14 protein-coding genes are annotated in these 12175 nt (G+C 54.6%); 9 read left to right on the top strand and 5 right to left on the bottom strand.

Annotated elements, in window-relative coordinates; genetic code table 11:
• Positions 1 to 240: 240 nt before the first annotated feature.
• From H8K03_05090 to H8K03_05060, 7 genes are all read left to right on the top strand, one after another.
• Complete coding sequence (locus H8K03_05090; protein UVT21292.1) at positions 241 to 1155, top strand: hypothetical protein; 915 nt, start codon at positions 241 to 243, stop codon at positions 1153 to 1155.
• Between the two features lie 442 nt (positions 1156 to 1597).
• Positions 1598 to 2101, top strand: a complete 504-nt coding sequence (locus H8K03_05085; protein ID UVT21291.1) for an ATPase — start codon at positions 1598 to 1600, stop codon at positions 2099 to 2101.
• 112 nt (positions 2102 to 2213) lie between these two features.
• On the top strand, positions 2214 to 2390 hold the full coding sequence (locus tag H8K03_05080) for a hypothetical protein (GenBank protein UVT21290.1): 177 nt from the start codon (positions 2214 to 2216) through the stop codon (positions 2388 to 2390).
• 221 nt (positions 2391 to 2611) lie between these two features.
• Positions 2612 to 3016 (top strand): hypothetical protein, encoded by a 405-nt coding sequence (locus H8K03_05075; GenBank protein ID UVT21289.1) that lies wholly within the window; start codon positions 2612 to 2614, stop codon positions 3014 to 3016.
• A 528-nt stretch (positions 3017 to 3544) separates the two neighbouring features.
• Positions 3545 to 3856 (top strand): hypothetical protein, encoded by a 312-nt coding sequence (locus H8K03_05070; GenBank protein UVT21288.1) that lies wholly within the window; start codon positions 3545 to 3547, stop codon positions 3854 to 3856.
• A 134-nt stretch (positions 3857 to 3990) separates the two neighbouring features.
• Positions 3991 to 4359, top strand: coding sequence for a PepSY domain-containing protein (locus tag H8K03_05065; GenBank protein UVT21287.1), 369 nt, complete (start codon positions 3991 to 3993; stop codon positions 4357 to 4359).
• Between the two features lie 193 nt (positions 4360 to 4552).
• The gene (locus tag H8K03_05060; protein ID UVT21286.1) at positions 4553 to 4954 is read left to right on the top strand and encodes a hypothetical protein; all 402 of its coding nucleotides are present in this window, start codon (positions 4553 to 4555) and stop codon (positions 4952 to 4954) included.
• Between the two features lie 69 nt (positions 4955 to 5023).
• On the opposite strand, the gene H8K03_05055 is transcribed toward H8K03_05060, so the two are convergent.
• The 3 genes from H8K03_05055 to H8K03_05045 all read right to left on the bottom strand — a co-directional run bounded on the left by H8K03_05055 (position 5024) and on the right by H8K03_05045 (position 6084).
• A complete protein-coding gene (locus H8K03_05055; protein ID UVT21285.1) occupies positions 5024 to 5317 on the bottom strand; it encodes a hypothetical protein in 294 nt (97 codons plus the stop codon).
• Positions 5318 to 5350: 33 nt separating this feature from the next.
• A complete protein-coding gene (locus H8K03_05050; GenBank protein UVT21284.1) occupies positions 5351 to 5614 on the bottom strand; it encodes an RNA-binding protein in 264 nt (87 codons plus the stop codon).
• 254 nt (positions 5615 to 5868) lie between these two features.
• Positions 5869 to 6084, bottom strand: coding sequence for a hypothetical protein (locus tag H8K03_05045; protein UVT21283.1), 216 nt, complete (start codon positions 6082 to 6084; stop codon positions 5869 to 5871).
• 529 nt (positions 6085 to 6613) lie between these two features.
• On the opposite strand from H8K03_05045, the gene H8K03_05040 reads away from it, so the two are divergent.
• Both H8K03_05040 and H8K03_05035 read left to right on the top strand, forming a co-directional pair.
• Complete coding sequence (locus tag H8K03_05040) at positions 6614 to 7900, top strand: DEAD/DEAH box helicase (GenBank protein ID UVT21282.1); 1287 nt, start codon at positions 6614 to 6616, stop codon at positions 7898 to 7900.
• Positions 7901 to 8053: 153 nt separating this feature from the next.
• On the top strand, positions 8054 to 8452 hold the full coding sequence (locus H8K03_05035; protein ID UVT21281.1) for a PilZ domain-containing protein: 399 nt from the start codon (positions 8054 to 8056) through the stop codon (positions 8450 to 8452).
• A gap of 25 nt (positions 8453 to 8477) precedes the next feature.
• On the opposite strand, the gene H8K03_05030 is transcribed toward H8K03_05035, so the two are convergent.
• Together H8K03_05030 and H8K03_05025 are read right to left on the bottom strand one after the other, a co-directional pair.
• Positions 8478 to 9713: a DUF3393 domain-containing protein gene (locus H8K03_05030; GenBank protein UVT21280.1), complete on the bottom strand. Its 1236-nt coding sequence runs from the start codon at positions 9711 to 9713 to the stop codon at positions 8478 to 8480.
• A 94-nt stretch (positions 9714 to 9807) separates the two neighbouring features.
• On the bottom strand, positions 9808 to 12126 hold the full coding sequence (locus H8K03_05025) for a GspE/PulE family protein (GenBank protein ID UVT21279.1): 2319 nt from the start codon (positions 12124 to 12126) through the stop codon (positions 9808 to 9810).
• Positions 12127 to 12175: the final 49 nt, after the last annotated feature.

The following is a 12175-nucleotide window of genomic DNA, read 5'->3' as shown; positions in this document are numbered from 1 at the left end:
GGATCGTTCGTAGGCACAGGGAGACGGGTGCCTCTTGGCGAACTGAGCCGTTCTGACCAGACCGTGAATTGTCTTTAGGGTAGACTCATTCCACATCTAACGCGAATGTCCTCTGGTTTCTGAAGGTCAGCACTCATAGCGGTGAGGGCGACCAGTTTGACGATTTTTGCGGCTGGTGCTCGACAGTACCTGCGAGCGAGCACAGGGCGACAGCTCATCATTTGAAAGAAGGAGTCTTGCATGTCCACATTCTTGAAAACAGCTACTGCTCAGTGTTTCCTGGCTGCGGCTTGTTTCCTCGCTATCACGGCGACCCAGGTGAATGCCGATGACCAGGTTTGGACGACCAAAGTAAATGGGGTGATCTCCGAGATGCGGTCTGGTCTCATCATGGTCACCACGTCCTGGGGCTCCATGAGTATCCAGTCTGATGCGCTGACCGAGGCTAAAGTTGGCGATGAGATTACCGTATGGGTGAATGAAAACAATGTCGTCATCGATGCCTACCCCAAGGGTGAAGCACGGCCACATCACCGTTGGGTGAGAGGCAACCTGACCTACACGTCCGGGAATCAGGAAGCGATTACCCTCTGGACTCCGGAGGGCAAGAAGGACTTCATCGTGAAACGAAATCGATCGAAGTTCGGGAGCTATGCTGAAGGCAGCCCGATCACCGTGCAGTTGAATGACAAGGGTGAAGTCATCGATGTACACCGCCGATTAGAATTGGAACTTGCCATTGCCCCGATGCCTCATGCCGACCCTGGTTCTCGGATCAAGCTGGAGGGCGTGGTGGCAGACATCAAGTCCGGGTTAGTCTTCGTGCAGACATCCATGGGCCGCTACAGTGTGACTGCCAAGACGGCTCCGCAGGACGTCACGGTCGGCGATAAACTGACGCTCTGGGTGAGCAGCAATAATGTTGCGATCGACCACCATGCGAAAGGGAAAGAGGGGGTGCATCGCCTCATCTCCGGCAAGCTGACCTATGCGTCGGCGGACTTGAAAGAGATCAAGCTCACGACACCGGAAGGGGAACGGACATTTGCGGTACAGCACGGAGAAACCAAACTCTCTGGGATGAAAGAGGGGACGCCGATCACCATCGAACTAAATGAAGCTGGCAATGTGATCGAGATCCGGAAGGACGGATGAGAGCGGACGGGTAAATGGAACCCGCGTCATGGTCGAGCTGAGCCTGTCCGGGGCTATTCATTTCGTGCCACGCGACCGGCTGTTTCGGAGTGTCGCGGTGCGGAATCTTCACGGTCATGGTTGTCAGTCAAATGTCAAGATTGATCCTGCCTCTTTGCATCTAGGTTGTGGCATTAGGGGACAGGAGATCCGCCTTCCTCTGATCCGGAACGCCACAGTGTCCTTTGAGGGGATCCGCACAGCCGAGTATGGACTCTCCTCGTCATTTCGAAGTTCCGCGGATTTGAGCATGCCGCATATCCGTTACAGAATGGCATTCCACATGCAGTTTCACGATTCGGTAGGATGACGAGGACTCATGAAGCGGGCCTGATACAAGTACAACGCAGTGAGGATTCCCTCCCAGCCTGATTTATCAGAGATCTCTCACGCGATGGAGAGAATGAAGATGTCGACACCACACCATCCTCGAGATAAAAAAGATCGATCGGTTCGAGCCCGAAAGCACGACCCCTACAAATCCAAGGGTAAGCTTCGGGAGCCGTCGGTGTGTCGTGAGTGCCAGGCGGTGTATCACAAGGGGCGGTGGGTGTGGGGGCCTGTCCCGGCGGATAGTCACGAGGTGATGTGTCCTGCCTGTGAACGGATCCGGGACCGCGTGCCAAGCGGGGTGCTTCTGCTGACGGGTGAGTTTGTCGCCAAGCATCGAGACGAGGTGCTTGGTCTTGCCCGCAATGAAGAGGCTCAGCTCAAATCCGAACATCCGCTGGCTCGAATCATCAAGATCGAGGACCACGCCGAAGCACCCGAAGGGGTGGTCATCACCACGACGGACCCCCATCTCGCGCGGCGCATCGGTGAGGCGTTGCATCATGCCCATCGCGGCACATTCGCCTGTCATTATGAGGAGAATGAAGATCTGCTCCGTGCGAACTGGGAGAGCTAAGCGGAGGACAAGAGTCGACATCTCTGTCGATTGAATGTGGTGGACGCGATGTCAGATGTTTTCCTTTCCAGGCAATGTCCGCTAAAGAGTGTGGTTGAGGAAGGAGCATCATATGCAGCTGACCCTGGCACAACAGGAGCAGGAGGTATTGTCCTGGGCGGTCGAGAGTGCCATCTCGGACCTCGGTACCGAGATCGGTCACACCGACAACCAGGCCATGCGGAAAGACTTGCGAGAGCGAAAGGATGTCCTTTTGGCGATTCTTGACCGGCTCAAAGTCACCGCCTGATTTCGGATGTCCAGAAAGCCGGAATCAAGGCGCATTCCCGCTCACGCCGATCCTGCATGAAGCGCTAACATCGAAACGTCTGGCCGTAATCGATTGTCCGGTGGTTGTGGAGACAATCTTCGATTGACCGCGCATCTGAAACACGTGCCTTAGCCCATTCTCTTTAAGTCTGTCTGAGTTACGCCATTATGTCATCCTACCGTCTTAGGAAGGAAGATCACGTGTTCGTATGGCTGCTGGCTCTTACAATCGTCATTGGATTGCCTCTGTCAGGCTTCGTTCAATTCGTGGACAAAGGCGAGTATGTCGAGGTGGCCAAAGGCACGAAGCTTTGTCCTAACGTTATCCTGGAAAAATCGAAGGGGATGCTTGATCCAGAGAACGTCTATTGGCGAGTCACCAGTAAGGTACGGGCGAATGGCACGCAGACCGTCGTTGCAGTTGTCCTTGAAACACAGTATGACCGCAAAAGCGGTGAGACTACGATCAAGGAACGCCAGTATGATGAAGACTATGCCACGTTTTTCAAGAGATCCCCGGAGAACAAAGGGATGCTCCTCATGATCAGCCCGCAAGATGGACGAGTGGAAGCAACGGTGGAAATTTGCGGGAAGAAGAAGAAATAGAGTTCTGCCCCAGAGGCCCCTCATCCATCAGAGCGCTCCGTGCACGACGTCATGCGTTGTGGCTTGCTGGGACTGGTCGGTTAGACATGTGCGCATGAAGATTAACAAAAAATGGTTAATATATGCTGCTAAAAGTAGACCGTGAAATATATAAATTGACTAAATATGGTAAACTTGTGTATGCTAGTTTGTGCGAGGAGAGGTGACTCTCGGAGGGAAGTGTTCCTCATTCTTGCGCGCCATGAAAGTTGGGAACGTAACGTTGGTGTGTTGCTTCAAACTCTGACGTTCCAGTTTCGCTGACTGTCCCATCCTTTGCGCTTCCCGCATCCTTCCTAGCGCGATCGATTCCTCAGTCTCCGCCGCTTCAATGCCAGAGCGCCGACGATGGTCTTGTGAGGGTGCCCTCATAGACCGATCTTGAGGCTTCAGCCTGTTGCCTTTGCTGACAGAGGTGACCTCCCGGTCACAGATCGGGATCGTCGTCTGTCGAGGAGATAGTGGGCTGTACAACAAAGGGAGGCCATCATGAAGCTCTTTACGATGACGCTGATGGGACTCGTGTTCGGAATGGCAGCACTTGCTCTGGCGAATCCGGTAATGCTCCCCAAGCATCCCGGATATCCGTCAAGGGGAGAGTTTGCGAACGATACGGGTCGGAAAAACTTGACCTATAGCCAGTCTATGGAGGAGGCCGCGAGGTCCGGAGATACAACCGTGAGCACCGTGCTGATCGATCCTAAGGGTCCCGAGGCCCACGAGATCCAAGTTGTCGAACCATTGTCGAAAGGGGCAGCTGAACAACCGGTGAAAAAGGACATGCGGATACAAAAGAAATAATACAGAAGCGTCGGGACGGATGGCAGCCATGGGAATAATTCGAGCAATCGTCGGCGGATGGAGCGAACGTGATCGCGTGGGGCCTTGCGGTCATGTTCCTACATGTTAGGCCATGCATGAAGGAGACAGCCATCATGAACAAGCACTATACGATATGGCGAGCAATCTTGATTGCGGCCACGGTGATTGGCCTGGCAGGGATTGTGGGTGAAATGGTTTGGAGCGCCGATAAAGGGAAATTCAACGCGGCGGATGTTATTACCGTGGCAACCTCCGCCAAGATCACGGTTCAGGGGGCGGCAGAGACGGCGTTGGCCAGTGTCGCAGGACAGGTCATTGAGGCCAAATTGGAGAAAAGAGCGGACAAGACTGTATGGATGGTCGAAATCCTGACCGCCAAAGAATCGATTATGACGGTCTATGTCGATGCCGTTTCAGGATCGATGATGATGACCGAAGAAAAGGTGCCTCAGAAGAATCCGGTTCAAGGCCAGACATCATGACGTGGTTTAGTGCAGGATTTGATCGAGGAGAGAGGGGAGCAGATCTTAGACCAAGCATCCTGTAAGAGGGGCTTGGAAGGAGACGAGTACGGAACGCTTCTACGAATTTCTTGGAAAGGAAAGGTCTAGACGTCAGCCTGTGCCACCAATCTGCTCGATTGCGCTGATGCTTTCCCGATGAAGGAGGGGCGACATGTTTCTGTATGTGCTGGTTCTTGCAATCGTTATTGGATTTCCCTCAGCGGGCTTCGCCCAATTTATGGATAGAGGTGAGTATGTGGAGGTGTCCAAAGGTGTTAAGCTGTGTTCCAATGCTACCCTAGATACCTCGAACGGAATGTTTGATCCGAAGAATCGTTTCTGGCGGGTCACGAGCAAAGCGCGGTTGAATGGCACGCAAACCGTGGACGCATTTGTCGTCGAAAGTTCATACGACCGCCAAAGCGGCGAGACGACGATCGAGGAACGTCGATACGATGATAGCTATGCCACGCTGTTCAAGAGGGCCTTGGAGCATAAGGGCATGCTGTTGATGGTCAGTCCAAGAGATGGTCAGGTTGAAGCGACAGTCGAGATTTGCCAAAAAAAGAAATAGGGTTTCGGGTCCGGTTGAGATGATTAATAGAGTGCCCGGGATCTTGGTGCCATAGCAGACGAATCTTTGCTAGGGGAAGGAGGCACGTGGACCCGGCCAAATGAGGTATGGTGGTTTTTTCATCGATTCGACGGAACCGGGATAGAGTCGAAGGGCGTAACTGTAGGCGTTTTCTTGGGCGCTCATGCAGGTCGAGGCCGCAAAGTGGTTCGAAACAATCTGGAATGCCGCTTGATCGTCTGTCTTGACCACCGCGCTGTACAAGGCGCAGGAGAAATCTCCACCTACTGAACACTGTGTGCTGATCAACAGGTGCGATCCGTCCGCAAAGGTCAGAAGCGGATCCAAGTTGATGCGACTCATGAGTGTGCTCCCTCTCGTCCGGTTGGGCAGATCTCAGGTATGAGCGGATACATGGGGCGTGACGTAGAGTCGCAAACGATTGCCCTCAAACAGCGCACCTTCCAGGGCGACGACCGCGCTGAGGGCTTGCTCGCCCGAGCCCATTTCCACAAATCCATAGCCGGCCGATCTCCCGCTGTGTTTGTGTCGCACGACATAGGCGCGCGCGACGGTGCCGTAGACCTCAAATAGGTCACGGAGGTGACAATCGGAAGCGGCGTCCGAGAGGCCACCGACATACAGCACGCATTTATTCAAGATCGTCCTCCTATTGCGCAAAGCGATCGTCGGTACTGACAAGGCTATTGCTGATCCTGGGGCTCAAAATAGGCATAGACAAAGACGCTGATGACTCCCGCAAGGTACAGCAAGATTACCAGAGCCAAAGGATTGTGAACGAACCATTGGACGAAGTTCTGAAAGAGGGACATAGGTTTGCTATTCCTATGCAGCGTGTCTGCTCAGTGGCTTCGCAGCGCTTGCTTCTCGTTCCGGCTGGCGTCGGCTTCTGTCTACCGACTTGCTTTTCCAGACGATGAACGCAAGCGAGTCTCCTCTCCGAAGCTCTGTCTCGCCAACGAGGCGACTTCTTGCCTGATGACTTCGATTGAGGATTCGTTGTTGGCCAAATCGGGATCAGTCAGCCCCAGCAGTTGCCAGCGGATTCTCGGCTTATGAGCGGACTTCTTCTTTCCAGTTTTGCGACTCCGAATCGAAGAGAGATACATAAATACTCCTTCTGTGTGGGCTCTGACCAGGACCACACCCAGCGAAAAGACCGGCAGCCCTGTTCTTATGCCGACAATGGTTCTCACCTGTGAAAGACAACGGGTGCCGTTCAATCAGATGAGCGTCAGAACGTGATACTACAGACTGTTGCGCAAAGACTGAGATTGAGTACGGGGAGTGCGCGGAGAGGTAAATAACCTAAACGATGGATGACCCTAACACGTATCGTATCAAGGAGTCAAAACCTCAAGATTGACTCACGTTGCGTTGAGATAGACGATAACCTGTGTGTATGCCGATCTCCTGCTCTCTCGCATCTATTGAAGAACAGGTTGACGCCGAGAGTGCCATGCTGTATGGTGACACTGTATTTCACTCGTGGCAGTCCGGCGAGGAGATGCTCAAACTATAACGGACTTCGCGATCGCATCGCGACCAGGTCCAGTTTGGAGTTGCACCCTGCCCGGTTGTCTCTCCCCTCGGTTCTCTGATCCCGTCATCATGCGATCAAACTGAAAGGATATCGTAGTGGATACGTCTGTTCACCCTAATTTTCACGCTCTCGGTTTGTCCGAGGCACTTTTGCAGGACTTGACTGATGCCAAGTTCGCTTCACCGACACCTATTCAAGCACAAGCTATCCCACCTGCGCTCGCCGGGCGGGACGTCATCGGGTGTGCTCAGACCGGGACAGGCAAGACCGCAGCTTTTGTGATTCCGATCGTCGAACGGCTCGCGGGGCTGCCGAAGAACCAGCCGCAGGCGTTGATTTTGGCACCGACACGTGAGCTTGCCTTGCAGATCTCAACCACCATCGAGAAACTCGGGCGGCGTCGCCGCATCTCAGCCACGGTCATCGTGGGAGGCGCAGACATGCAAGCTCAAGTGCGAGGCTTGCGGCAGCGACCGGATATCTTGGTGGCGACGCCCGGACGACTCCTCGATCATATGTGGAACGGCACAATCTCGTTGTCGGCCATTAAGGTGTTGGTGTTGGACGAGGCAGACCGGATGTTGGATATGGGGTTTGCACCCCAAATCAATCAGATACTTGATGCCTTGCCGCAAGAGCGGCAGACATTGCTGTTCTCGGCTACGCTACCGACCGATCTCGCGCGATTGATTCACGCAAACGTCAGCAATCCCGTTCGCGTGATGATTACACCGTCCGCAACCACCGCCGATGGCGTGACGCAGGCGATTCATCATACGTCGCACGACGCGAAAGGTGACCTGCTTTTGTCGCTTTTGGGGTCGGACAAGGATACGGCGCTCGTGTTTACCAGGACAAAGCACCGTGCCGATCGGCTGGGCCGCATGTTGAATAGCGCAGGACATCGAGTGGCCGTGCTGCACGGGGACCGAAGTCTGTCGCAGCGGCGCGCGGCGCTGGAGGGATTCAGGCGCGGGTCATTTCGTGTACTGGTTGCAACGGATATTGCCGCCAGAGGAATCGATGTGGCGAACATCGGGCACGTCATCAACTTCGATCTGCCCAATTGCCCCGAGGATTACGTCCATCGTATCGGTCGCACGGCCCGGATGAAGACGACCGGCCGCGCCACAAGTTTTGTCACAGGCGAAGACCGTCATCAACTGCGAGATATCGAGCGTCTGTTAGGGTATGCGGTGCCGCTTGCTTCCGGAAGCGCGGCTCCCTCGTCGGCGATTTCTTCGGAAGGCCGACAGGCTCATCGGACTGAGCGTCCCTCGCCGAATCAGTGGAAGCGGTCACGACCTCACGGCCGTTCGAACTCCGGTAGGCCTCGAGCTGAAGCATCCTTATCCACGGCCTCGACCGCAATACGTTCATAAACTACGAAAATAGTTCGCAGAACGCACCACGTGAGATAGAGTGCTTCTTACGTGGTGAAGTTCTACGCAGACTGTCCATCAACGGGAAGTGGTTGTTGACGAGGCCCGTTGATACCGGTGTGTTCGCAGGCCCATGGCGAAAGGGTAACTCAAATGGATGAGCCGATCTTCAAGTCAGGTAGCGTGTCTGTTACGCAGCAACTGCGCAGGCACCCTCGTATTCGCGTCACGGCTCCATTTCCGTGTTCCTTAACTCGCGTCGGCGCGATGAGGAAGACGGCTGTCGAAGCAGGGTTGGGCATCGTGTACGACGTATCCGCAAAAGGCGCGCGTGTGATGACCGAAGCCGTGATCACGCCCGGAGATCGTATCGCGATGAGTTTGCGGTTGCCCAATCAGACGAACTCGATGTTTATCGAGGCCGCCACGGTGCGGTGGGGAAAAGAACACACCTACGGTGTGGAGTTCGAGGGCATCTCTCCAAGCGACAACAAGTATCTCCAGAGCTTCATCACTCACCTGTCGAATTCTGGACCGACGGTGACGGTCTGACCTTCTCAATCGCTGCGGCAATCACTCAACGATCATTGCCTTCCGGCAGATACACAAACTGCTTCCGGAAGGTGACGACCTTCACGAGGTAATCCCTCGTTTCCTGATACGGCAGGTTGTTCCGCAACCGGTCATAGACCGCCGGTGGCTCGAGGCTATTGATTTGATTGAGGGCGGCTACGGAGTCGTTGGCAAATGACTTGAAGACGTTCCGTGGGCCGGTGTTATACGCCGAGATCACGCAATATTCCCGAGAGACTTCATTGTCGATCTGTTCGAGCAGATTATACGAGAGCACATTGAGATAGGCGCTGCCGAGTTCGATATTATTCTCGGGATCGAACAGATAATCTCGTGAAGGAATCGTATCCGTGCCTTTGGCTTTTCGATAGGCATCACGGCCTCCACTGGTCGGGACCAGCTGCATCAAACCATAAGCCGGGGCGGAGCTTACCGCAAAGGGGTTGAAGTTGCTTTCTGTTCTGATCACGGCAAAAATAAGGCTGGGACTGATCTTGAATTGCTCGGCAAACCGGGTGACAGTCGCCCGATACTTGTCTGCTTGCCGGTTCGAGAAATTGGCCACCATCTTGATCTCAGCGATCAGAGACTGCTTGGTGACTCCATTCTGGTCCACGGGTCTCGTTTTGGCGGCGGTCTCGAGGGTCGACGCCGCAAACGCTTCGGCTTGTGCGGGAGTGCGGATCGGCTGTCCTTGTTGATCCAGCACCAAGCCCAATAAATAGGGAGGCCGGTCACTGGTCAACGTGACCGGCTTGTCGGAAAAGAGATCGACGGAGCGCGGGTCATCGGGTGTGAGCAAGGTTGTGACGATCGCGTTCTTCAAGCTCTCCTTCGGCGCCTTGTCGTCCAAGGTTTCCACCACGATCGACCCGCTGTCGAAGTCGACGATGGTACGACTCATATAGTTCTGGGTGTATTTCACGTATTTCTTTTGTTCCGGAACCTTCACTTCTTTCTCGCCCCAGGTTTGTCGCACCCGTCCCGTCAGCGCGGCCATGATGGTGTTGAAGTCGCGCTGGATCGTCCGGAGGTCCCTGATGACGGCTTGGGGATCTCGCTGATAGGCATCGACGCGCTCTTTGAGGATTTGCTTGGGATCCTTGCCCGTCGCGACGTCAAGGAGAGTCCTGCTGGTGCGGCTGCCGAGCACGCGGTCGGCGTTCGTCAGGACACGATCGGCTGATTCGCATCCGGCGAGAAGGATCAATGAGGCGAGAAGGAGTTTGGATATGCGCATCGGCCGGCTGTCCATATTAAACGGGGCCGCATTCTACATGGTTGCCGCCGAAGAATGAAAGGGTGATATCAGCAAGCGGGCTGAATCGAAAGTGCTATTTGATCGCGACGGCTTTGACTTCCTTATAGGTCGTATGGCCCTGCAAGACTTTTTGAACGCCGTCTTGAACAAGAGTCGTCATTCCTTCTTCGAGTGCCGTTTTGAGCATCTCTTCGGTGCGAGCCTTCTGTTGCACCATTCGCTTCAGTTGGTCCGTACCCAAGAGGAGTTCGTGTAGAGCGACCCGTCCCTTGAAGCCGGAGCGGTTGCACGTTTCGCACCCCTTCCCGCGAGAAAGCCGAAAGGTATTATCCTGTTTGATGCCGAGCTTATCCCAGTACTCAGCCCCGTATCCGAGTCGGAGTTCTTCATACTCCTCCTTGGTTCCAATGTACTGCTCTTTGCACTCTTTGCAGATACGGCGAGCGAGACGTTGCGCGAGCACACCCAGCATGGCATCGGCGAAGCTGAACGGGTCACAACCCATATCGAGTAGGCGCGTGACCGTTTCGACGGCGCTGTTGGTGTGCAGTGTGCTCAATACCAGATGGCCGGTCAGTGACGCTTCGATGCCCGTGTCGGCGGTTTCTTTGTCCCGCATTTCTCCCACCATGATGACGTCGGGGTCGGCCCGAAGAAAGGCGCGCATCGCGTTGGCGAACGTGAGCCCGATCTTCGGCTGGACCTGCACTTGTCGAAGGCCATACTGTGTAATTTCGACCGGATCTTCCGCTGTCCATATTTTAATGTCGGGGGTGTTGATGTTGCCGAGTACCGAGTGAAGGGTGGTGGTTTTCCCGGAGCCGGTCGGACCAACGCACAGAATGATGCCGTAGGGCTTTTCCGAAATCTCCTTCAACACTCTGAGGTTCCGATCAGAGAACCCCATCTTGTCGAGAGGCAGCGGCTCGCTTGCCGCCAGGATACGCATGACCACGTCTTCGTTGTATCCGGCTGTGGGAAGCGTCGCGACGCGGAGTTCGATCTCTTTCGTCTCCGAAAGCTTGAACTTGATCTTGCCGTCTTGAGGTTTGCGGCGCTCGGCAATGTCCAGACTCGCCATGATCTTGAGTCGCGAGACGATGGCGCGGCGGTAACTCTGAGGGATCTTCATGTATTCGAAACAATCCCCATCGACTCTAAAACGCACGAGCGTTTCGCGCTTTTCTCCATACGGCTCGATGTGAATGTCCGATGCATTTTGACGGTAGGCATCGGCGATGATCTGGTTGGCCAGACGGACGATCGCGCTGTCGTTTTCGTCCAAACCTCCGGCTCCGGCGGAATCCTCCATCGCCTCGGCTTGTGCCTCGGTAACGAGTTCGCCGAGAATATCGGACACGTTTTCATCGAGTTTCCTCCCTCCAGTATCGGTTTGTCCGGTGGCGGAGGTCAGAAATTGCGCGATGTCGCGGCGCAGACTGACGGCAAAGCGAATATTGAGCCCGGGAAACGTTCGCTTGATGTCTTGGACGCGGTCAAGATCTCCGGGATCGTCGGTGAGAATCTCGATGGCCGTGCGGTCTCGTTTGAGCGGCATCCAATGGTTCTTTTTGAGGTAGTCGACGTTGAGGTTCTTCAGCAACTCCACATCGACAAGGGTGCGCTCACTGTACTCGATATACGGACACTTATAGAACTGGGCGAGCGATTTGCCGATATCGATCTTCGGGACTTTGCATTTTTCGATCAGGATGCTCTCCAGGTCGCTCATCCCTTTTCGGGAGTCCGCGATAGCCTGGTCGAGTTCATTCTGTGTAATCCGGTTGTTGCTGACCAAGAGATCGAACTTGGTGGGGTTCTTTTTTGAGATCTTCCGAAGATTGAAGAAGGCGATTCCAAGCGCCTTCGCGATTTCGTCGACGGCCTCTTCATCTTTGCGGGTAAACCGACTCCCGCTTTTTTTGTTGAGAAGTTGCAGGACTCCCATCAGGTATTTGTTGTCGGCGACAATGGGATATGTCAGAACCTGTTTGGTTTTGAAGCCGGTGCGCTTATCGTAGGATGTGTCGTGAAGCAGCGACGGATGGATCGCTTGGAGCTCCATCATGTTGTAGGCGTCGGTGATATTGACGGGGCGGAGGTATTTGGCGCAGAAACCGGCGAGACTCTGCTCGGTAATGGGGATGCGGACTTCTTCGACGCTGTCGATATGCGGAACTTTGGAGAAGATTTCTTTCTTTTCAGCGTCAAATGCGAAGAGCGTCAGGTCTTCTGCGTCGAATAGACTCAGGATGTCCTTGTGCAAGTCGAGGAGGATTTGATCAAGATTGCTGGCCGCGTGAACCTGAGTGGTGATCCGTTTGACGTGCTCGGCGTGCTCGACCTTTTGCTGCAGCTCCTGAAGGTTCTGAGTCATCGGCTTGGCTTGCATCCGACTGCGCTCTCTCCGAGGTCGGGACGTGAACCAATAAGATTGTACG

It is taken from the genome of Nitrospira sp., from assembly GCA_024760545.1.
GTDB lineage: Bacteria > Nitrospirota > Nitrospiria > Nitrospirales > Nitrospiraceae > Nitrospira_D.
This window is presented reverse-complemented; position numbering and strand designations above follow the sequence as displayed.

What these genes read in the sequence shown, in the direction of transcription:
- H8K03_05090 (UVT21292.1), top strand. Translation starts at nt 241, where the DNA reads ATGTCCACATTCTTGAAAACAGCTACTGCTCAGTGTTTCCTGGCTGCG.
- H8K03_05085 (UVT21291.1), top strand. Translation starts at nt 1,598, where the DNA reads ATGAAGATGTCGACACCACACCATCCTCGAGATAAAAAAGATCGATCG.
- H8K03_05080 (UVT21290.1), top strand. Translation starts at nt 2,214, where the DNA reads ATGCAGCTGACCCTGGCACAACAGGAGCAGGAGGTATTGTCCTGGGCG.
- H8K03_05070 (UVT21288.1), top strand. Translation starts at nt 3,545, where the DNA reads ATGAAGCTCTTTACGATGACGCTGATGGGACTCGTGTTCGGAATGGCA.
- H8K03_05065 (UVT21287.1), top strand. Translation starts at nt 3,991, where the DNA reads ATGAACAAGCACTATACGATATGGCGAGCAATCTTGATTGCGGCCACG.
- H8K03_05060 (UVT21286.1), top strand. Translation starts at nt 4,553, where the DNA reads ATGTTTCTGTATGTGCTGGTTCTTGCAATCGTTATTGGATTTCCCTCA.
- H8K03_05055 (UVT21285.1), bottom strand. Translation starts at nt 5,317, where the DNA reads ATGAGTCGCATCAACTTGGATCCGCTTCTGACCTTTGCGGACGGATCG.
- H8K03_05045 (UVT21283.1), bottom strand. Translation starts at nt 6,084, where the DNA reads ATGTATCTCTCTTCGATTCGGAGTCGCAAAACTGGAAAGAAGAAGTCC.
- H8K03_05035 (UVT21281.1), top strand. Translation starts at nt 8,054, where the DNA reads ATGGATGAGCCGATCTTCAAGTCAGGTAGCGTGTCTGTTACGCAGCAA.
- H8K03_05030 (UVT21280.1), bottom strand. Translation starts at nt 9,713, where the DNA reads ATGCGCATATCCAAACTCCTTCTCGCCTCATTGATCCTTCTCGCCGGA.
- H8K03_05025 (UVT21279.1), bottom strand. Translation starts at nt 12,126, where the DNA reads ATGCAAGCCAAGCCGATGACTCAGAACCTTCAGGAGCTGCAGCAAAAG.